Source organism: Shewanella septentrionalis (assembly GCF_025370265.1).
GTDB classification, from domain to species: domain Bacteria; phylum Pseudomonadota; class Gammaproteobacteria; order Enterobacterales; family Shewanellaceae; genus Shewanella; species Shewanella hafniensis.
This window is the reverse complement of the sequence record NZ_JAMTCC010000007.1, coordinates 135,861-155,625: the sequence shown is the minus strand read 5'-3', so window position 1 is coordinate 155,625 and position 19,765 is coordinate 135,861. Positions and strand designations below refer to the sequence as shown.

The 19,765-nt window shown below is 47.0% G+C and carries 21 protein-coding genes; 11 read left to right on the top strand and 10 right to left on the bottom strand.

From position 1 onward, the window contains the following. Positions 1-44: 44 nt before the first annotated feature. On the bottom strand, positions 45-2,135 hold the full coding sequence (locus NE536_RS05925; RefSeq protein WP_261272107.1) for a TonB-dependent hemoglobin/transferrin/lactoferrin family receptor: 2,091 nt from the start codon (positions 2,133-2,135) through the stop codon (positions 45-47). A 363-nt stretch (positions 2,136-2,498) separates the two neighbouring features. Here NE536_RS05925 and NE536_RS05920 point away from each other — a divergent pair, with 363 nt between their 5' ends. The 7 genes from NE536_RS05920 (at position 2,499) to NE536_RS05890 (ending at position 8,415) form a co-directional block, all read left to right on the top strand. Beyond that, positions 2,499-3,368 (top strand): energy transducer TonB, encoded by an 870-nt coding sequence (locus NE536_RS05920; RefSeq protein WP_261272106.1) that lies wholly within the window; start codon positions 2,499-2,501, stop codon positions 3,366-3,368. Positions 3,369-3,471: 103 nt separating this feature from the next. Beyond that, positions 3,472-4,239 carry a MotA/TolQ/ExbB proton channel family protein gene (locus NE536_RS05915; protein ID WP_261272105.1) on the top strand — a complete coding sequence of 256 codons (768 nt, stop codon included), beginning with the start codon at positions 3,472-3,474 and terminating at the stop codon, positions 4,237-4,239. Further along, the gene (locus tag NE536_RS05910; protein WP_259574483.1) at positions 4,236-4,673 is read left to right on the top strand and encodes an ExbD/TolR family protein; all 438 of its coding nucleotides are present in this window, start codon (positions 4,236-4,238) and stop codon (positions 4,671-4,673) included. The genes NE536_RS05915 and NE536_RS05910 overlap by 4 nt, the downstream gene beginning before the upstream one ends. Before the next feature lie 242 nt (positions 4,674-4,915). Then, positions 4,916-5,842: an ABC transporter substrate-binding protein gene (locus NE536_RS05905; protein ID WP_261272104.1), complete on the top strand. Its 927-nt coding sequence runs from the start codon at positions 4,916-4,918 to the stop codon at positions 5,840-5,842. 102 nt (positions 5,843-5,944) lie between these two features. Continuing rightward, a complete protein-coding gene (locus tag NE536_RS05900) occupies positions 5,945-6,961 on the top strand; it encodes a FecCD family ABC transporter permease (RefSeq protein WP_220592181.1) in 1,017 nt (338 codons plus the stop codon). A 10-nt stretch (positions 6,962-6,971) separates the two neighbouring features. Continuing rightward, entirely contained in the window at positions 6,972-7,838 is an 867-nt protein-coding gene (locus tag NE536_RS05895; protein WP_261272103.1) for a heme ABC transporter ATP-binding protein, read from the top strand. A gap of 232 nt (positions 7,839-8,070) precedes the next feature. Continuing rightward, positions 8,071-8,415, top strand: coding sequence for a DUF2956 domain-containing protein (locus tag NE536_RS05890; RefSeq protein WP_261272102.1), 345 nt, complete (start codon positions 8,071-8,073; stop codon positions 8,413-8,415). A gap of 24 nt (positions 8,416-8,439) precedes the next feature. On the opposite strand, the gene NE536_RS05885 is transcribed toward NE536_RS05890, so the two are convergent. Further along, positions 8,440-8,775: a winged helix-turn-helix domain-containing protein gene (locus NE536_RS05885; RefSeq protein WP_261272101.1), complete on the bottom strand. Its 336-nt coding sequence runs from the start codon at positions 8,773-8,775 to the stop codon at positions 8,440-8,442. Between the two features lie 207 nt (positions 8,776-8,982). Here NE536_RS05885 and NE536_RS05880 point away from each other — a divergent pair, with 207 nt between their 5' ends. Further along, positions 8,983-9,534, top strand: coding sequence for a DUF924 family protein (locus tag NE536_RS05880; RefSeq protein WP_261272100.1), 552 nt, complete (start codon positions 8,983-8,985; stop codon positions 9,532-9,534). 141 nt (positions 9,535-9,675) lie between these two features. After that, complete coding sequence (locus NE536_RS05875) at positions 9,676-10,533, top strand: substrate-binding periplasmic protein (protein WP_261272099.1); 858 nt, start codon at positions 9,676-9,678, stop codon at positions 10,531-10,533. Between the two features lie 16 nt (positions 10,534-10,549). On the opposite strand, the gene NE536_RS05870 is transcribed toward NE536_RS05875, so the two are convergent. The 3 genes from NE536_RS05870 to NE536_RS05860 all read right to left on the bottom strand — a co-directional run bounded on the left by NE536_RS05870 (position 10,550) and on the right by NE536_RS05860 (position 12,021). Further along, positions 10,550-10,987, bottom strand: coding sequence for a universal stress protein (locus NE536_RS05870; protein WP_106649657.1), 438 nt, complete (start codon positions 10,985-10,987; stop codon positions 10,550-10,552). Positions 10,988-11,164: 177 nt separating this feature from the next. Further along, positions 11,165-11,596 (bottom strand): universal stress protein, encoded by a 432-nt coding sequence (locus tag NE536_RS05865; RefSeq protein WP_126491301.1) that lies wholly within the window; start codon positions 11,594-11,596, stop codon positions 11,165-11,167. Positions 11,597-11,637: 41 nt separating this feature from the next. Next, positions 11,638-12,021 (bottom strand): SpoIIAA family protein, encoded by a 384-nt coding sequence (locus NE536_RS05860; protein ID WP_063883744.1) that lies wholly within the window; start codon positions 12,019-12,021, stop codon positions 11,638-11,640. A 226-nt stretch (positions 12,022-12,247) separates the two neighbouring features. On the opposite strand from NE536_RS05860, the gene NE536_RS05855 reads away from it, so the two are divergent. Together NE536_RS05855 and NE536_RS05850 are read left to right on the top strand one after the other, a co-directional pair. Continuing rightward, positions 12,248-13,672, top strand: coding sequence for a coniferyl aldehyde dehydrogenase (locus NE536_RS05855; protein WP_261272098.1), 1,425 nt, complete (start codon positions 12,248-12,250; stop codon positions 13,670-13,672). Positions 13,673-13,689: 17 nt separating this feature from the next. Further along, the gene (locus NE536_RS05850; protein ID WP_261272097.1) at positions 13,690-14,295 is read left to right on the top strand and encodes a TetR/AcrR family transcriptional regulator; all 606 of its coding nucleotides are present in this window, start codon (positions 13,690-13,692) and stop codon (positions 14,293-14,295) included. A 169-nt stretch (positions 14,296-14,464) separates the two neighbouring features. Here NE536_RS05850 and NE536_RS05845 read toward each other — a convergent pair whose 3' ends face one another. The 5 genes from NE536_RS05845 to NE536_RS05825 all read right to left on the bottom strand — a co-directional run bounded on the left by NE536_RS05845 (position 14,465) and on the right by NE536_RS05825 (position 19,716). Further along, positions 14,465-15,271 (bottom strand): CsgG/HfaB family protein, encoded by an 807-nt coding sequence (locus tag NE536_RS05845; RefSeq protein WP_106649656.1) that lies wholly within the window; start codon positions 15,269-15,271, stop codon positions 14,465-14,467. Further along, positions 15,271-15,666: a curli assembly protein CsgF gene (locus tag NE536_RS05840; protein WP_106649655.1), complete on the bottom strand. Its 396-nt coding sequence runs from the start codon at positions 15,664-15,666 to the stop codon at positions 15,271-15,273. The genes NE536_RS05845 and NE536_RS05840 overlap by 1 nt, the downstream gene beginning before the upstream one ends. 10 nt (positions 15,667-15,676) lie before the next feature. Next, a complete protein-coding gene (locus NE536_RS05835) occupies positions 15,677-16,087 on the bottom strand; it encodes a curli production assembly/transport protein CsgE (RefSeq protein WP_012088448.1) in 411 nt (136 codons plus the stop codon). A gap of 294 nt (positions 16,088-16,381) precedes the next feature. Further along, positions 16,382-18,070: a sensor histidine kinase gene (locus tag NE536_RS05830; RefSeq protein WP_261272096.1), complete on the bottom strand. Its 1,689-nt coding sequence runs from the start codon at positions 18,068-18,070 to the stop codon at positions 16,382-16,384. Between the two features lie 134 nt (positions 18,071-18,204). Continuing rightward, a complete protein-coding gene (locus NE536_RS05825; protein WP_261272095.1) occupies positions 18,205-19,716 on the bottom strand; it encodes a sigma-54-dependent transcriptional regulator in 1,512 nt (503 codons plus the stop codon). Between the last annotated feature and the right edge of the window lie 49 nt (positions 19,717-19,765).

The following is a 19,765-nucleotide window of genomic DNA, read 5'->3' as shown; positions in this document are numbered from 1 at the left end:
ACTCAGCATTTGCCGAAACGGAAGTCAGCACTTTAATGCTGGGCTTAGAACATATAGCGCGCCGATAACTTCATATTACGACCCGGTTGATACAAGGTTTGCCACGCTTGTTGGTACTTCTCATCGCCGATGTTTTCGATGGCGAAATCCACTCTCACACCCGCCATCGCGCCCATAGTCGGCTCCCACGCAACATACACATCCCATAGGGTGTAATCGTCGTATTTCGCCACTTTGAAGCCATCAGGCGTATTCGACTGCGTCGCCACATAAGTGACGCGAGTGCCGAGCTTCATGTCGCCTTCCATAATGCCTTGGGATAAATCGACGTTAAATTTATTGGCGGGTATACCTTCAATATCGCCGCCATTTTTACGATCTTCACCATGGGTTTGGCCATAATTCATTGCTAAGCGAGTTTGGCCAATTCGGTAACGACCGCTAATTTCAAAGCCAGTTAAACGCGCATCTTCGACGTTATTCCATGAGGTCGTTTGCTCGAACCCAGGAATACCATGCCAAGGATTAGACACTTGCTGCACGATGAAATCGTCCACATCGTTACGGAAGATGTTGAACGTCAATGCTAATTCATCATCACCGGCTAACTCACTGAAACGTAAGTCTGCTTTGATTTCTTTGTTACGGGCTTTTTCAGACTTTAGATCCGGATTGGTCGCAAAGGTGTTGCATAGACCTTGGGGCAAGAATCCCGGAATAGGTGGAATGCAGTAATGGGTGCCGCTAGAATACATTTCCTCTACCGAAGGTGCGCGGAAGGCTTGATCGTAACGGGCACTTAAGGTCAACCAAGATTGAGTCTGCCAAACTAGCCCTAGCGATGGCGATAACTCATTATCATCGGAGGATAAATTGAGGTTGTTACTGTCATTTTTAAAGCTGTCATAACGCAGACCCGCATCCAGATTTAACGTCTTAGTCAGCTCAATATCTGCCCGCATAAAAGCGCCCCATACTGTGGTTTCACCATCAATATTTCCCGGACGCTGGCCCACTTGACCCGAATCATCACGCGTCGTTTCTATGGTATCGCGAAAGCCATCAACGCCGTAGGTCAACAAAGTATTGCCCAAGCGCGAACTGTTATTGAGGTTAATGCCCACAGTGCGATACTCAGTGCTGTCTAGCTGGCCCTTAGTAATACGGTCTTCATCGTAGTCGGTACTGTTCCAATACACTTGCATCTTAGTATCCAGATACGGGTTATTGGCAGGATTAAAACTGTAATCTAAGGTGATATTTTGATCGTCTGTCTTGCGACGCACCAAAGGCACTGAATTACTGGCTGCCGCAGAAGGATTACTTGGCACTAATTCATTGATCTTATTAACTCTAGCAGATAACTCTAAGCGTGATGCTTCATCGGCTTGCCAACCAAATTTAGCTAAACCACTGCTGCCATGAGATGCACTGTTGCTGAGGGTTTCGTCATTACCGGTTTTGATATTGTTAGAGTCGGTGTAAGAGCCGTTCAATAACCAATCGATACTGTCTTGTCGACCATAAATCGCGCCACTGGTTTTAGTGCGCGAGCCATTGGTTTCATAACCTTGTTTGAAATAGCCACCAAAGGTCTCATCTGGCGCTAAAAAGTCTTGTGCCGACTTAGTATTTTGCGCGACGACACCACCCAGTGCGCCACTGCCCCACAAACTACTGGCTGGACCGCGCAGCACTTCAATGGATTTCAGTAACTCAGGGTCCATAAAGAAAGTTGCTCTGTGGCCAGAGTCGGTATTTTGTCTTGCTCCGTCAATAGTTTGCAGTACTCGACTGCCACTTAAACCACGGATTTCAACCCCTTGAGATGAAGCTCTTGGGCCATTTGTCAGCGTAATATTGGCCTCGTTTTTAAGGGCATTAGCCACGGATGATGCTTGAGCAACCGCAAGTTGCTCTTCACCCACCACGGCTACGCTGCGGCTGGTTTCGGAGGATTTCTCGCTGATGCGGGTTGCGCTTACTAGCACTTCATCAAACTCTGTCGTAACGAGTTTTTTATCCGCATCACCTTGCACAACAGGCTTAACATTTTCTTCTGCCGCTAACGTAAAACTTAGGGCCGTACTGCTCAGTGCTATCGCCATTGCGATCACTAACGGCTTTTTCTTCATCTCTTCATCCTCAAGTGATAATCAGCTATATCCGTGCAATTCAATACTGACCCCAGACTCTCTTTCCAGACGCCAATCCTTTTAAGATTTAGTCTGTTATAGATGTTCCATTCCAAATTTGGCTCTTGCAAACTTGAGCCCCTTCCTAATCGAGTCCAAGGTAATCAGTCCCCATAAAGTAGGATGAATTACCGGTTTAGCTGTTTTTTTAAGCGCTCATTCGAGCTATTGCAGGCACTCTACCTGAGATAATAAAATAGATCAAATACAAATCATTATCATTTGCGATCTTGTTTATATTGAGATATCTTAATTAGCGAAGATAAATGAGCAGAAGTGCTTTATTGGGGAAAAGAGGTTGCTGTGACACCAAAACGATATCTTGCCTTTGGCGCGTTAACTGTTGCCATACAAACGGGGGTTATCGCCTCGCAACCCGCTATCACTATGCAGCAAAGCGCCCAAGCATCGAGTGTAAATCAAGTGGCGAACGCTCCGAGCGCAAATCGTGTCACACTTAATTTGACTGCTGCAACAAGCTCTGCAAGCAGCAACGTCAGTATTGAGCCCACTCAAACAGACGCCAAAATAGCCACTGTAAACAACACAGTGCGAAAAGTATCAACAGCAGAATCTGTCGATAAGACAGTTATCGAGGCCGTTGAAAAACCCAAAGCTGAACAAAGAATTGACAGCCAGTTAGCTAAGAAACCTTCAATCGAAAAAACCACGACTCAAAGTCATCCAGATACAACTCCATCAGGGACGAGCGCTTTAGCACACAAGCGGTCCGAACATGTAGAGCAAGAATTAGAGCTAAAAACAGAGCCTAAAACAGCACAAGAACTAACGGATTTAATTACTAACACTGCCGAACTAAATGCAAAAACGCCCCAAAATGTAGCCGGTGCAGCATCTGACAATGCCCCAGTTAACGACAGCCTCCAAACCAACATAGTGGAATTAGCCAAACCGCTGTTTGCTACAGCGCCACCACAACCGACTTATCCGCGAATAGCGCGTAAGAAAGGACTCGAAGGCACTGCAACCATAGAAGTGATGTTTAACGAACTTGGCGAGCAACTGGCGCTGACGTTAGTAAAAAGCTCAGGATTTAGCCTGCTTGATCAGGCAGCAATTGCTGCAGTTGAGAACTGGCAATTTGCGGCGCCGACGCCAAGGCTAGCGAGTCATTACAAGGTCAGAGTGCCGATTCGTTTCGCGCTTAACTAGCGGGCCTTAATCTTATTGCTGAAAAGCTAGCCATAGTAAAGCTCACTTTTTGATTCACTCAATGACATATAAAACTGATTTTTCAATCGATTGGAGAGGCTTAATGCCCGTAACTGATTTCTCAACCCTACAGACACAACTTGGCGTGCTGACTTGGCCCTTGTTGTTATGTGCTTTTTTAGCTTTGATGATCTGCCTTGAACGTAGCGCCTTGTTTTTGCATCAAACTCTGCTGTCAATCTGGCCCAAAAAACAGGCTTGGATAAAGGCATTGCGTCAATCAAGCTCGGCGGCGACCACTGAAAACGTCAGCGTGCTGCTCGCACAAACCAGCGCACAACAAGATTTACTCGCCCGTGGCGCTACTTTGTTACTCAAACAAGTCCACCAGCCCAAAGTGCTAAGGGAAGAATTGCTCAGTCTGTGGCTCAACAAACAGCAACGCGACTTGCAAGCCGGGCTTAAGGTTCTGCAAGTGATTGGCATTATCAGCCCATTACTCGGCCTACTTGGCACAGTATTAGGACTCATCGACATGTTTGCCCAGCTTGGGCAATCACAAGGCCCAGTTACCCCAGCGCAACTCAGCGCTGGACTTGGCCTTGCGATGAACACCACAGCAGCCGGGCTTATTATCGCCGTGCCCGCGATTACCGCCGCCCATCTATTTGGCATTTGGGCTCAAGGACAATGTCTGCGCGCAGGGCACGTGCTCAATCAACTCAATCTGTGGTTGGCGGGTATCGAAGATATTTCAATCGATAACAATCAATACCAAGCATTCAGCAAAGTCAGCAGCAAGAGTCGCTCTAGCAGCACTGAGCAAAAGTCGGCATTCAACTCCCATACTCAGATTGAGTCACAGACATGATAAGTGCAGATGCATCACAGCGTTCGCAGACTGGCATTGCTTCGCCTGAGCAACTTCCAAGCCTAGATTTAACCGCGTTAATCGACATTATTTTTATCGTGTTGGTATTTCTACTGCTGACGGCAAATAGCCAATTATTGAGTTTGCCGGTAGATGTGCCACAAAGCCCAAGTTCGGCCATCACGGCAGTCGACAACAAGCCAACGATTGCCATCAATATCATGGCGACAGCGCCTTATTGGGCAATAGATAGTGAGACATTTGATGATTTAGCGACTTTTACCGCCGCGTTTACCGCACATTTTAAGACTATGCCAGAGGCGACCGTTGTTATTGCCGCCGATAAGGCCGCGCCCGTGGAACCTTTGATGCAACTGCTCGCGCTGTTGCAGACGCTGTCCATCAGCCAGACCCAAATTTTAATGGAGCATTAGCGCCTTGCCTAACTCGCTATCTGCCCCAAAGCCAAATAGGCAAGCTAAATAATGAATCAGAGACACAACTAATATTGCCTTTCTGGCGAAAACCATAACCAAAACAAAAGATGCAGGCCGTAAAGCATTGCTTTACTTTTCTGGATTTAATGTACTGATTTTTAAAGCCAAGATTTTGAAAGTCAGAGACTAAAAACAGTATCTAAGCCTGTGGCTAACCAGTTTTTATGAGGAGTTTAACCATGTTGTTTCAAGCAACTAAAATATCATTAAGCAAAGTGGTAGTTATCGTCTCTGCATTGTCGGCTTTGCTATCGCCCAGCGCCTTTAGTGCTGAGCCCGATGTGGAAAGTACTGAAAGTGAGATAAGACTCGTGAGTGCGGGCACGGGCGTCACTGAGCTAGTGCTCGCCCTCGATGCGGGCAATGAGTTGGTCGCTATCGACTCCACCAGCTATGTACCTGAAGGTTTAGCCCATGTGGCTAAGCTTGGCTATCACAGAATGCTCTCCGCCGAAGGCATTATCGCCCTCTCGCCAACACTGGTTGTCGGCTCGGATGTTATGGGGCCTGAGACCACGCTCAATGTATTGAAACAAGCCAATATCCAAGTTGTGCAGTTACCCGCAACGAACGATGAGCCGCAACTAATGAGCAATGTGGATACCTTAGGTCAATTACTCAACCGTCCAGATAATGCCATTAAGTTAAAGCAGGACTTACATCAACAACTGCAAAGCTTAGCGGATAAAAAACAGCAAATAAGCGATGCTGGCGCTCAGCCAAAAATCCTCTTTATGCTGCTACAAGAAGGCCGTGGCGCACGGGTTGGCGGTAAAGGCACTGCCGCAGATACCATTATCGCGCTGTCGGGCGCACAGAATATTGCCGAGTTTGATGGCTACAAAAGTATGTCTCAGGAAGGGATTTTATCCTTGCAGCCCGACATTATTTTACTGTCAAAGCGCAGCGATAAACCCGCCGAGCAAACCAACGCGCACATTGCCCAAGAACTGATGAAAGAGATGCCGCTACTCGCTCATACTCCTGCGGGTAAAAATGGCCATATACAAACACTCGCGCCGCAAGCCCTTCTCGGCGGTTTAGGCATCAGCGCCATTAGCGCCGCCGATACGCTTGCTAGCACGTTGCTCAAACAAAATCAGTAGCCTGCATAGTAACGAATACCGTCACTCATCGGACTCACTGATTTGCACCACTGACTCACACAACTTATGAGTCATCTGATAAAAATAGAAAGGATAGTTGAGATGTTCCTCAATCGCTGGCTCTGGCCCGGTTTAGTCACACTGTTAGCCCTAAGCTGCTTACTCTCGGTCAGCACAGGGCCGGTCAGTATCAGCCTAGTGGATGCCCTAAGCGCTGTGCTTAATTGGGCGACTCAGCAAAACATAGGCAATATTGCGCCCCACGAGCAACTGGTGGTCAACACTGTGCGCCTGCCACGGACATTATTGGCACTGGCGGTAGGCGCTACGCTCGCCCAGTGCGGCGCTGTGATGCAGGGACTGTTTCGTAATCCCTTGGCCGATCCCGGTATTATCGGGGTGTCATCTGGCGCAGCTCTTGGCGCGGCCATCTGTATCGTGCTGTTACCCAATGTAAATCCATTCATGATCCCCATCAGTGCCTTTGTATCGGGTTTAATCACCACCCTTGTTGTCTATCGCCTCGCCAGTAGCCCAACCGGAACATCGGTCGTGTTGTTACTGCTATCAGGGGTTGCTATTGCGGCACTGGCAGGCGCAGGAATTGGCATGCTCACGTACCTTGCTAACGATATGGCGCTACGTGATTTAACCTTGTGGCAAATGGGCTCGATAGCAGGTGCGCAGTGGATGTATGTCAGCCTGTGCCTCGTGACGTTAGCATTACTAAGCTGGCGATTTCGCCAAGATGCGGCGGCGCTCAATGCCTTGCTACTTGGTGAATCCGAAGCGCGTCACTTAGGGATAGATGTCGATAAGCTTAAGCTGAGACTCATTTTACTTTGCGCTTTAGGCGTTGGCGTAAGTGTCGCGGCGACAGGCATTATTGGCTTCATCGGCCTAGTGGTACCGCATTTAGTGCGGATGATGTTAGGGCCAGATCATCGCCAACTGCTGCCCATCAGCGCACTTTTAGGTGCCGCCCTATTAGCCTTGGCCGATATCGGCGCCCGCGCCTTCTTACCACCAGCAGAGTTACCCGTTGGATTAGTAACCGCCATCATAGGTGCGCCATTCTTCATCTTCTTACTACTGCAACAACGCAGTAAGCTCATCTAAGCGAGGCGTTATGACTGCCACTTCCTATGCAAAATCAGAATCAAGATCAGATTCAATATTAGCCCCAAGAGCGCATCTAACTCATTCAACCCATGCGCAGTTTGAACGCACCAAGCTCAGCATTAGCAAGCTCGATGTCAGCATTGGGCAGAAAATGGTGCTCAGCGATATAAATGTGCAATTTAAACCCGGTGCAGTAACCGCCCTACTCGGCCCCAATGGCGCGGGTAAATCGACGCTACTCAAAGCCCTTTGCCAAGAAATCAGCACACCAAGGCAAAGTATCCGTCTAGGCCATAGCCAACTGGCGGATTGGCCTAGGGGCGAGCTGGCAAAATCCTTAGCCGTGCTGCCACAACACGCCAGTCTTACGTTTCCCTTCACAGTATCTGAAGTGGTCGCTATGGGTCTTTACCCCTTAACCATTAGTCATAAAGAGGGGGAAACCTTAGTTGCCGAACAGCTAGCGCAAGTGGGCTTATCTCATCTGGCTAAGCGCAGTTATCCAACCCTCTCTGGCGGCGAAAAACAACGAGTCCAGCTCGCCCGCGTTTTGACTCAGCTCAGTCAATCGCCGTTCCCACCCATACTATTATTGGATGAACCAACATCGGCATTAGATCTCGCCCAGCAACACAGAGTGCTTGAGTTAGCCCAACACTTAGCTCATCAACAGGCGTACACTGTGATAGTGGTATTGCATGATCTCAACCAAGCCGCTCGCTATAGCGATCAATTAATCGTATTAAAACAAGGGCGAATCGTAAGCGAAGGCACGCCAGCAAAAGCCTTGTCGGTCGATACCATTCGTGAAGTATGGGACTATGAACCTGTGTACCTTGCTGCTCCACAGGGCGGGCATCCGCTGATTTTTTAATGAAATGAAGATATTGGCTGTAAGTTTTAATGTCTAATGTGGGTATAATCTGGCTATGACACTTTTCGCTCGCTTATTACTAACGAATTAGCGAGCAGCTTCGCGGGCATATTGACTCTCGTATTCACGAGTATATTTCAGCCGCAGGCGCGTTAACTCAAACCGCATTAACTTAAGCCGCATTCACTTAAGTCGCGTTAACTTAAGTCGCGTTAAATCAGGCAGAATCCAGATGAAACCCACTATCTCGACAGAAACTCAGCAAGAAGCACTGGTCGCAGCCAAAGCCACCCAAAAGCTAGGACAAACCAAAGAGCAAACTAAGCTCATTGCCCAAGGGATTGAAAAAGGCATCGCCGAGTATAAAAAACTGCTTAAAGCCAAAGCCCGTGAGCGGGATAAAGTCCGTAAACAACAGTTGAAAGCGAAATCTCGCACAGTGAATGACATCAATGATCTAGACGATGCTGACGAAGCCTTCGACTCCCAAAGCCAGTTCACCCGTGCCACTTGGGTTGCCATCGCCCTACTACTGTTAAGTTGGGCAGGATTTGCCGCCTATTTTTTTATGACGTGATTGCCGAACTTAAAACTGACCGCTTCACACTGCGGTTTCGCCGATCTCAACAACACCTATCAGATCGGCGATTTCACTTAGATGGGTATCAACCCAAGCGCTGCTGATTGGGCCCCACGTCACTATGCGGTAATAGCCTGAATTGTTACGGCTTCCTTCCTGCACAAACTCGACCCGAATACCTATATCCTCAAATGCGGCGATGGCATCCTGTAAGGTGCGGCGCGGCATTCCAGTTAACTTATTGAGTGATAAAAGATTATGGCGATCGTCATCCATTAAGTGCGCTAAATAGAGCTTACGCAAAAACGCCTTATGTTGCTTTGAAACCTGTTGGGATACTGGCATTGAAGGTGACATAGAATGACCTGCCTGGAGACAAAAGTAATTATCATCAAAACTACTTTATATTCAGTCAATAAGGCAATAGCCAACACTAAATACTTCCGCTGAGCGACCAATTATTCAGATAACTAATCTCCCCCTAAATCAAGCGAAACGACTTGTCATCCTCCCCCAACAACTGTTATTTGTAATGTCACTCACCACCTATGAGGGAACGCTAAGATGAGCCAGACAATTACAGCCGATCAAATACTGACATTTTGGTTTGAAGAAATTGAGCCAAAGCTTTGGTGGATTAAAGATGTTGAATTTGATGAACAAATCAAACAGCGTTTTGGGGACATATTAGCTCAAGCTAAACGTGGTGAGCTTTCCCATTGGCGAGTCACACCCCAAGGCCGATTAGCGGAGATCATAGTGCTCGACCAATTCTCCCGTAATATTTACCGTGATACGCCTGCCGCTTTCGAAGCTGATACCATCGCCTTAGTGCTCGCCCAAGAAGCCGTTGCCCAACAGATTGATTTAGCAATTAAACCTAAGCAAGTGCCCTTTCTCTTTATGCCCTATATGCACAGCGAGTCAGCCATGATCCATCAAGTCGCGGTTAAACTGTTTAATCGCGAAGCGGCGATGGCCAACTTAGCGTTTGAACTGCGGCATAAGGCAATTATCGACAGATTTGGTCGCTATCCACATAGAAACGCCATCTTAGGCAGAGAATCGACAGCAGAGGAAATTGCCTTTCTGCGTGAACCTGGCTCATCTTTTTAATTCGCTCATTGTTTAGCGTATTTGAATAAATACAACCGTGCTGAGTTCACAGACACACTACACTTACTCAATCGAGTCATGGAAAGACTGGCGAGTAACAAACACAGCTGTAAGTGTGTACCGCGGAGGTATTGGTAACTTATGACGCAAAATCTAAATAAGCCAAATAGCTCAGAGGCTCGTTGTAACCGCTTTAAATTGATGGGGTTTCTCACCTTATGCGGCGCTCAGCTTTGCCAAGCAGCAGAAATTAAGATAGGTGTCAGCCTGTCTATTCCACCTTATGTTATCCAAGAAACCAATAGCGGAATCGAACTCGAATTACTAAACCAAGCCCTCGCTGTTAAAGGCCATACCGCTTCTATCCAATACTTACCACTGGCGCGTACATTCCATGAACTCAGGGAAGGTAAACTCGATGGTATCATCAACATTAAAGATGGCATGCTCGACAACGTCTTTTACTCCAATGTTGCGATAACCTACCAAAACTGCGCTATTAGCCTAGAAGATAATAATTTTACTATCAACAACATAGACGACTTAAATAACAAGCAAGTCGTTTCCTTTCAGCGTGCATCATCGTTATTGGGGGAAGAATTTGCCAAAATGGCTAAGGCTAATAGCGGCTACCAAGAACAAGCAAGGCAAGTGCAGCAGGTTTATATGCTGATGAAACACAGGGCCGATGTCGTAGTGATGGATAAAAACATCTTCAAATATTACTTAAAGCAGGCTTACCTTGAGGGAAAACTCACTGAGAAAGATTTAAAACAACAGGCCATTTGCCACAAAATATTTCCACCAACAGAATACAAGTTTGCCTTTCTCAGTGAACAAATTCGGGATGATTTTAATGTGGGACTCAAACAAATTACCCAAGATGGTAGCTTAGTGGCCTTGCAGGAAAAGTATCGACGCCTGATGTCCTTCGAGACTGAAGCTGAGGCGTCGACCAAATTAACAGAACCTAAAATCATTAAAAACGATTCTTACTAAGTCTTATCTAAGCGCTTTATTTCACCACCAGCACAGGGCACTTAGCATACTTAACAATATCTTGTGTGACATGTGGCTTTAAAAAATCCGCTAAGCCGCTGCTACCATGACTAGCAATCACCACCATACCTACATCGACGGCTTCCGCTAAAATCTCGTCAATCGCATCACCATGACGCACCACGAGCTTGATATTGAGCCCCTCGGTGAGGCCTTGTTGCATTTCCTGCTGTATGCTTTGCATTTTTGCATCGACAAAAGCTTGCAGCTCATTTTCCAATGTGGCGGGAATATCAACCGCAATACCATAGCAATGGGCGCCACGGGCAGGACTTGTCACATGCAACAATCGAATATCGACATGATAAAGATTAGCCATTTCAACCGCATATTTGAGCGCATGGGCTGCGGTGGATGAAAAATCCGTAGGGCATAACACTTCTTGAGTACGCATAAGCTTATCCATCATTTGAGTTTTAATCAGGCTATCTATTAAAGCCAAAATACCACTAATTTATAGTAGTTAGCTATGCTTCTTGCGTACCCATTTCAATTAAATATTCTTTATCAATCAAAAAGAAAGGACGCAATAAGCGTCCTTCGGGTTTATTGAGTCAAGCTACTAACTCAGTTATTTCACCACCAGCACAGGACAAGCCGCACCGTTAGCGACCGCTTCTGCGACATTAGTATGTAAAAAATGCGAAATCCCAGTTCGGCCATGGCTCGCTATCACCACCATGCCAATATCTTTACTGTTGGCCTCTTCTAAAATTTGATACACAGGATCGCCACGGCGGATCAAGGTCGTGACAGGAAGCTCAGTGTTTAACCCGGCTAACAGCGCCTGCATCTTAATTGCGGCCGCGTCCTCCATGCTCTTAGCCAACTCTTCTGGAGTGATCGATAGAATCATAAAGTTTTCATCACCGATCGGCTGTTCAACTACATGTAAAATTTTGAGTCCTACATGGTATAGATTAGCCATTTCAATGGCATAACTCAGTGCATGGGCCGCAGTTTCCGAAAAATCTGTGGGCCAGAGTATTTGACCTGTACGCATATTCTGTACTCCTTCTATGATGCTAATGGATTACTGAGTAACTAGTCTTTTAACCAAGCAACGGCGTCGCCATTATCAACAAAAAATCTGACCTCAGCAGGCGTAAACCAGTTTGCCAATTTAGCCAACACTTCCTGCAGAGTCGTTTTGCCGACTATGGCTATTTTCTCGAAATGACGAATATGCTTCACCCCAAGTTTCAGATCATCCCAAGCAGCCTGTAATTCCAAGCCATCTAACTCGGTCACATCCACTAAGGCGAAGATATCAGGATCTTTTACGCCCGCCAGTGCCGACTCCAACACTGGCACCATCATTTCGTAGTCTTGATGAGTTAAAGTACCGATGGCCTTAAAGGCAACAAAAAAATCATCATCACCATAGCGTTCAATACCAATCGTAATTCCGTGCTTTAACAATGCCATACATACTCCTTATGCAACAACCCTTGAATTAGTGTAAAAGCTAACGCCTCAATAAGCCGTGATCTTGCTCAAAAATACATCAGATAACTTGCACCATCTCACTAAGCAAGCTAGGATAAACCGACTAATCAGTCGGTACTGATTTAATAAAAGACTCAATCGAGACGATTAGTTAAATAAAGTACCGAATAAGACTCAGCCTACCATTTCCCTTGGAGCGACCACTATGAATATGGCCACCGAACAGCTTAATGCCTCGCCACTGACTCAATTGCTCCAACGCCAACGCAGCAGTTATTTAGCGGCGCCGAATCCAAACTACGCTACGCGAGTGGAGCAATTAACTCGACTTAAAGCGGCCATACTGCAATTTAAAACGCCTTTAGTCGAAGCCTTAAGCCAAGACTATGGCCATAGATCGATTGATGACAGCCTAATATCAGACATTATGCCAGTCATCAACAACATCAATTACAGTTTGAAAAATCTAAAAAAATGGCTCAAACCCAGCGCTCGCCATGCGGGGATCTTGCTCGCCCCAGCCAAAGTCACTGTGCATTATCAGCCTGTGGGCGTTATCGGCATCATAGTGCCGTGGAACTTCCCCGTCATGCTATCAATTGGCCCGCTAGTGACCGCCATCGCGGCGGGTAATCACGCCATGCTAAAAATGTCCGAATTCACCCCTGCAACTAACCAAGTGATCAAACAACTACTGGCACACGTCTTCGATGAGTCCCACGTGGCAGTTGTAGAAGGTGAAGCCGATGTCGCCGCAGCGTTTTCAGCCCTACCCTTTGATCATTTACTCTTTACCGGTTCGACCACAGTTGGCCGTCATGTGATGCGTGCTGCAGCCAATAATCTCACCCCAGTGACACTCGAATTGGGCGGTAAATCGCCAGTCATTATCGCCCCCGATATGCCGCTTGAGATAGCAGTAGAACGAATGATTTATGGTAAGTGTTTGAATGCCGGACAAATCTGCGTCGCACCGGATTATGTTCTATGTCCAAAATCAAAAGTGGATGAATTTATTGCCGCCTACCGAACTAAATTTAATGCCATGTACGGCGCGATAAACCACAACAAAGACTACGGCAGCATCATTAATACCCGTCAGTTTGACCGCCTTATGACAGTGCTCGAAGATGCGAAAGCTAAGGGTGCCCATATTATCTCGGCGACGGACGAAGCCATAGATAGCCAGCATCGCAAACTCGCGACTCAGCTAATCACGAATACCGGTGAAGATATGCTATTGATGCAAGAAGAAATTTTTGGCCCATTGTTACCGATTATTAGTTACGACACCTTAGATGAAGCGATTCAGTACATCAACCACAGAGCAAGACCGCTAGCGCTGTATGTGATGAGTTTCGATGAGAAAAGTCAGCAAAAAATCCTCCAACAGACTCATTCTGGCGGCGTGTGCATTAACGAAACCGTGTTCCATGTCGCCGCCGACGATGCGCCCTTTGGCGGAATCGGCCCGTCAGGAATGGGGCATTACCATGGCAAGGAAGGCTTTTTAACCTTCAGCCACGCTAAAACTGTGCTTAGCCGAGGCCGATTCAACACAGGCAAATTTGTCCACCCGCCCTACGGCACTGTTATCCAGCGCATCTTAATGAAGCTATTTTTGCGCTAGTCATTGGGGGATAAATCTTGAATCAGCCATCAACAACACAAGCCATTAAAACCATGACAGATAAACGCCAAGCCATTCTCGACACTGCCTTAGCGCTCTTTGTCAGCCAAGGATTTCATGGCACGTCCACCGCTTCGATAGCTAAGCAAGCAGGTGTAGCAACGGGCACCTTGTTCCATCATTTCCCTTCCAAGGAAGCCTTGATGGAATCTTTATTTCTAACAATAAAACAAGAGTTTGCCGATGCCTTGCTGCTAAACACTCATAATGGCAGCGATCTTAAACTCAATGCCCTACAGCTATGGCAAAGTGCAATTGATTGGTCGCTGGATAACCCTGTCAAACAGCTGTTTTTTCAGCAATATTCCATGTCACCCATGATTGCGGCTAAGGTGCGCGATCAGGCGATGAACAGCATCTTAGGCTTTATTAGCGAGCTGATTAAGCAAGGGCAAATAGAGGGATTAATCGCCCACTATCCGCTGGAGCTGATGCTAGAAAACTGCCATGGCCAATATCTAGCGGCAACCCGATTTTTTATTGATAACCCGCACTTAGGCGTGAATAAAACGTACCGCGATGCCAGTTTTGAACTGTTTTGGAAGGCCATGCAAGCGGACTAACATCACATGACCCACAACAAAGCCAACGCCCACCCACTGCAGAAATTAATCCAATAAAAAACCGAGTCAGTTTAACTGGCTCGGTTTTCTTTTACGTCTTCACACAGATAGTGACTAAGAGATAAAGCAGAGGCTGCTTTCTGCGATATCTAACTCCAACGTCTAGCGTCTAACTTTGACTCAATTCCTGCGCTTTCTCTACTGGCTGGGTGACTTGAGTTGGACTCCAGTAGCCTTGCTTAATGCCCTTATCAATCAGCTCAGCGACCGCTAATTCAATGGCTTGCAACACGCAAAACTGTACTGGCTCGTTAGTGGTAAAACCGATTTCTGCCTCGGCGAGGCGATTTAAACTGGTATAACGGAATAAGCCCGCACGCATTTCTTGGGATAAAACACGTTTGCTGGTCGAGACCGACATCATCACTTTACCTGTGTGCACATCGACGGCGCGCAGATAAATGGTCACCTGATCTTCACGATACATTTCCGAAGCGCCAATGCCGTAATATTCGACACCACTACCGCCTGTGCTGGTGTTAGTCTCATAGCTAATGACGCCACCTTCGAGTAACAATCTGGCGGTGGATAATACGGGCACTTCATCGCCCTTAGTACCGCTCTGTTTATTACTAATTTTGCGCTCGGTCAGCAGGTTTTGTAGCCCTTCACGTTCCACTGGGGTAAACCATTTAGAATCGAGCAAGGTCTGCATCAACATAGAGGTTGCGCCCTGAGTCACGGCGGTCGAAAACGAACTCACGTTCGCCTGTGGTTTATATTGGCCAGTTTGATCGCGAAAGGAATACACAGCAACTGGAATGGGAAACTTAGGTCCTGGTTGAGTTTGCAGCCCACGCATCACTTCACTCAAGGGGTTAACCTCGGCAGGCGTGATATTCAAATCGGGTTTAGGGATCAAGCTACAGGCCGACATGCTTAACAGTAATAAACTCACTAACACTAGACGGGCCATTAGTTGACTCCTCCGAATGTTGGCATTTCAATCACAGTGACTTCACCGGTTTCAGTATTAGTAATAGTTAGCATCACGCCATTTCCCGTAGAAGCCACTTCAATCCGAAAATCACCGGTATCGTAAACACCGTCGGTAATTTCACCATCGGCGACGCCACGGGTGATCGAGTTAATGATATTACGCTCTAGAGATTCTTTAAAACGGGTGACAAAGTCCTTCTCGGTAGAGGTAGATTTATTGTCATTCTGCGCTTGGGCTTTATTTAATAGAAAAGCCCCATTTTGTGGATTGCCGCCAAAGCTGGGATTCACTGGCGTATAGATCAATTCAGTGGCTTGGCCACTGCTTGCCACACATAGCGTGACAAGGGCAAGTAACGTCCTGTATGTCATTATTATTATCCTAAAAATCGTCCGATGTTCCTGAAAAATCACCTGTTATTGCATTGGCTCTGACTTGCGCTAAATAATCAATCGTGATCAAAATCGCCTGCTCTGCACTCTCTTTAACCGGATTTGCACGACGACCAAAATGGGTAGTGTAAATCCGTGTTCCGTTGACTTCTAAGCTTAAAACCGTCCCCGCCTGCGGAAACACTGTCTCATACAAGGTCACGTTAAAGCCTTGGGTAAAGGGCAGCTCGCGCCAATAGCTTGAGTAGTAGAAGCCAAAATCCTTACCAAACCGAGTCAAGGTTCTATCTATCACTAAGCCACTAATTTCAATGTCGTTGTCGGCAAGAGTGATAGGGGAAGCCAGCAGCAGGAATGGACATAAAACGTAAGTAAGCAGACGCTGTTTTAACTGTTTCACTTATCCCTCCTTTACCTTTTAATCGAACCTTAAAACCGCGCCAACCTCTGTTTTCACAACGGGAGTTTTAGCGTCAATTTTCGATAAAGCAGGTTAACAGGGTTAAAGATCTCCCGTCATTATGCGAGGGGGCAAATTAGCCCGAAGAGCTAAGGTAAAATGGCAAAAATAGCCCATTTGGCTAATACGCTAAGAGGCGGTTAAGGCAAGAGTCATAGGGTCAACGAACGGATCAAGAGGCAATAAAAATGCGACCCTAAGGTCGCATTGCGGTATTGATACAAGGCATGGGGATTATTGTGGCAACCACAGCCGAACCAACAGGCCACCGTCGCTACGATTATGCATGCTAATACTGCCATCGTGGGCTTCGATAATTTCACGGCACAGAGGTAATCCAAGCCCAGTACCCGATTGTTTCGTCGAGTAAAACGGCAACAGCGCTTGCTCTAAAACTTCGCCTGACATGCCAGTACCGCGATCCTCGATCGCAATGCTAAAACCTGCACCATCCACTAAGGTTTGCTGCCGAATCGACAGGGTGACATCCTCTGGGTTTGAACCCGATTCATGGGCGTTTTTAAGCAAGTTGAGTAGCACTTGCTCCATCTGTCCTTGGTCGAAATAACCATCGTTTTCAGGCAAATCATGCGTAAGTTTAAAGGGATAATGCTGGGTTAACTGAGTCGTAAATTGTGTCCAATTGACCTGACGTCGCTGTGGGAGCGGCAACTTAGCAAAGCGGGCATAGTTAAAGATAAATTGACTCAGATGGCCAGTGCGATTCTCTATGGTATCGAAAATCAGCTTAAGTTTTGGATTATCCAGATCTTTAGTCAGTAAACGCCCCGAGTTCACCATAGAGGCGATGGGCGCCACTGAGTTATTGAGTTCATGGCTAATAATGCGGATCACTTTCTTCCACACTGCCACCTCTTGACGATTAAGCTCACGGGTCATCTGCTTGAGCAATATCAAGTTATGTTGTTGGTTATTCAATAAAAATTGGCCACGACTCAGATACCAAGTTTCCACATCATCTTCGCCCATAGCAAAGAGGCCGTTCTTTTCATGTTTAAGCGCCAAGGCCAATACCTCGGGCAAGTCCAGCAGCAATTCATCTAGGCTCAAGCCTTCCATTTTGCCCTTTTTATGGAATAGGTGACGCGCCGCATCGTTGGCGTAAATGAGTCGCTGATGGTCGTCGAGCAATAGCATCACGTTGGGAGAGCTTTGGATCACCTTATCCAGCAACAACTCTCGCTGGTAAATGTATTGCCTTTCTTGGCGTAATTTTGCCGCAGAATAATTAAATAACTGGGCCAAGGTTTGTAGCTGACCTTCACCATGTTCTGGAATACTCACACTAAAATCATTATCGCTAAAGTTCAGCAGACCTATTTCGAGGGAATCCAAGCTACGACCCAGATACCGTGTTAACCAAGCGACACTTAGGCCACACGCGCCACAAGCGAGCAATAACACCAGTAAACCTTCACCTAAAGTTAAACTCGAGACTCCTTCGTTCTCTGCTATTTCAGTGGGTGCCACAGGGGATGTTGGGGCTTTGGGCGGTAAAATCGAGAGCGGTTCTACTCGTAAAGGCTCTGCAATATGGGCGCTGAAATTAAACTGCCCTTCTTTAAGTTGTTCTAACTTGAAGAGTTTTATTTGTAACTGTTCTTGCTTAAGCTGTTCAAGTTTTTGCAGTTCAGCCTTAATCTGCTCGGTCCTCTGGCGCGCTTGCATTGCTGCCGCTAACTGCAATTGTTCAGTATTTTTAAGGGCAAGCTCAATGGCAGCAGTGGTTTTTTCCAGTTCAGCAAAGTCGAGTTGTACATTCACATCGGGGATTTCGATTGCCTTAGATGTGGCGACAGCCGAAGTTTCAGGTGAGATATATTTCACCAAGGCAAAACTAAGCAAGACGCCAAACGCGCAGCAAACCATTGAATAAATGATAATTTTAGTTCGGATTAACACTGACATTCCTTAATCAATAGCCTTTCTCTCGCCTAGAAGCTGAAGCTTAGAATCTGTGACCTAGTATCTGAGACTTAGTATCTGTTGCCTAGAAGCTGTTGTCTAAAAGCTACAAACTAGCATCTGCACTTGGCCTATGACTTATCTAAACCAAACTTATCCATGCGCCGATACAACGCCTGACGACTGAGCCCAAGCGCTTTGGCGACCCGAGCAATCACGCCATGGTGCTGTTTTAGCGCCGCTTCGATATCTTCGCGGCTCACTTCTATCGCCTCATTGGCAGACAGTGCTTGACCGCGTTCAGAGTGATCAGCAAAAGTGGCATTAGTGGGAATAGAACTTGGCACATAAACGGGCTGAGGATCAAATTGTCTCTGTCCACAGATGCGCGGATCGGGCTGTCGCTGCTCTAAGTGTCGCGGCGCAGAAGCTGCCGAAATATGGGAAGTCGCAGCTCTTGCAGCACTCACGACAGGTGCTAAACCAAAGTCAGCTTCAGTCAGCACATGGCTTTGCGCCAACAATACCGCTCGCTTACAGGCGTTTTCCAGCTCACGCACATTACCCGGCCAGCGATGGTGCAACAACGCCTGCAATGCGGGCTTACTCAAGCTAAAATCACTACCGATAAAATGCTGTACTAAAGGCAAAATATCATCGGTACGTTGATTCAATGGTGACAACGCCAGTTCAATCACATTTAAGCGGTAAAACAAATCCTCGCGAAAACGCCCTTCGGCAATATCTTGGGCCAGATCCGCATTGGTCGCACTGATCACCCGCACTTTCACTTTTTGGGTTTTATGGCTACCTAAGCGTTCAAATTCACCGGTTTGCAGCACGCGCAGCAGTTTTACTTGGCCAGATAAGGGCAAGTTACCGATTTCATCTAAAAACAGTGTGCCGCCGTCGGCCGCTTCAAAGCGACCAATACGCGCTTTAGTCGCCCCCGTAAAAGCCCCCGCCTCGGCACCAAACAACTCTGCCTCTAATAAATCCATCGGCAAAGCGCCGACATTGACCTTGATAAAAGGCTTGTTTTTTAAGGGAGAATTAGCATGGAGAATATCGGCAAGCTTGTCTTTACCCGCACCATTAGGGCCAGTGATGAGGACCGACACATCGGAGCGTGCCAGTTGCAAGGCTAAATCAATGCAACGCTGCATCGCGCCGCTACCAAAGACAATCCCACAGAGGTCCGCATCGGCGATCGCCACTTGGCGTTGATGATTCACCCGCTCGAGACGATGGTTAGCACGGGAGAGTTTATAAAGCGCAATCAAATTGGTAATGCTATTGAGCACCTTAGCGTCATCCCAAGGTTTACCCATGTAATCGGCCGCGCCCGCTTTGACTAATTCAACTGCGGTTTCGAGTTGCGTCCACGCCGTCATCAAAATGATCGGTAGATCCCCTTGGCGTTCGCGCAGAGCGTAAAACAGCTGCTTGCCTTCCTCACCCGAGGTGGTATCACGGGTAAAGTTCATATCTTGGATCACTAAATCCACATCTTGCGTCGCCAATAACCCAAGGGCGTCCTCCGGACTATGGCAAGTCAGCACCCGATAATCATTAAGCTCTAGCATCAAACCTAGGGCTTGGCAGATGGCGTGATTGTCGTCGACGATGAGGATAGTATCCATAAGTATGAGTGTTTTCCTATATAAAGCTATTAACCGTAAAGTAACAAAA

What these genes read in the sequence shown, in the direction of transcription:
- NE536_RS05890 (WP_261272102.1), top strand. Translation starts at nt 8,071, where the DNA reads ATGAAACCCACTATCTCGACAGAAACTCAGCAAGAAGCACTGGTCGCA.
- NE536_RS05885 (WP_261272101.1), bottom strand. Translation starts at nt 8,775, where the DNA reads ATGTCACCTTCAATGCCAGTATCCCAACAGGTTTCAAAGCAACATAAG.
- NE536_RS05865 (WP_126491301.1), bottom strand. Translation starts at nt 11,596, where the DNA reads ATGCGTACAGGTCAAATACTCTGGCCCACAGATTTTTCGGAAACTGCG.
- NE536_RS05915 (WP_261272105.1), top strand. Translation starts at nt 3,472, where the DNA reads ATGCCCGTAACTGATTTCTCAACCCTACAGACACAACTTGGCGTGCTG.
- NE536_RS05840 (WP_106649655.1), bottom strand. Translation starts at nt 15,666, where the DNA reads ATGACATACAGGACGTTACTTGCCCTTGTCACGCTATGTGTGGCAAGC.
- NE536_RS05870 (WP_106649657.1), bottom strand. Translation starts at nt 10,987, where the DNA reads ATGCGTACTCAAGAAGTGTTATGCCCTACGGATTTTTCATCCACCGCA.
- NE536_RS05895 (WP_261272103.1), top strand. Translation starts at nt 6,972, where the DNA reads ATGACTGCCACTTCCTATGCAAAATCAGAATCAAGATCAGATTCAATA.
- NE536_RS05925 (WP_261272107.1), bottom strand. Translation starts at nt 2,135, where the DNA reads ATGAAGAAAAAGCCGTTAGTGATCGCAATGGCGATAGCACTGAGCAGT.
- NE536_RS05910 (WP_259574483.1), top strand. Translation starts at nt 4,236, where the DNA reads ATGATAAGTGCAGATGCATCACAGCGTTCGCAGACTGGCATTGCTTCG.
- NE536_RS05875 (WP_261272099.1), top strand. Translation starts at nt 9,676, where the DNA reads ATGACGCAAAATCTAAATAAGCCAAATAGCTCAGAGGCTCGTTGTAAC.
- NE536_RS05855 (WP_261272098.1), top strand. Translation starts at nt 12,248, where the DNA reads ATGAATATGGCCACCGAACAGCTTAATGCCTCGCCACTGACTCAATTG.
- NE536_RS05860 (WP_063883744.1), bottom strand. Translation starts at nt 12,021, where the DNA reads ATGGCATTGTTAAAGCACGGAATTACGATTGGTATTGAACGCTATGGT.
- NE536_RS05845 (WP_106649656.1), bottom strand. Translation starts at nt 15,271, where the DNA reads ATGGCCCGTCTAGTGTTAGTGAGTTTATTACTGTTAAGCATGTCGGCC.
- NE536_RS05905 (WP_261272104.1), top strand. Translation starts at nt 4,916, where the DNA reads ATGTTGTTTCAAGCAACTAAAATATCATTAAGCAAAGTGGTAGTTATC.
- NE536_RS05880 (WP_261272100.1), top strand. Translation starts at nt 8,983, where the DNA reads ATGAGCCAGACAATTACAGCCGATCAAATACTGACATTTTGGTTTGAA.
- NE536_RS05900 (WP_220592181.1), top strand. Translation starts at nt 5,945, where the DNA reads ATGTTCCTCAATCGCTGGCTCTGGCCCGGTTTAGTCACACTGTTAGCC.
- NE536_RS05825 (WP_261272095.1), bottom strand. Translation starts at nt 19,716, where the DNA reads ATGGATACTATCCTCATCGTCGACGACAATCACGCCATCTGCCAAGCC.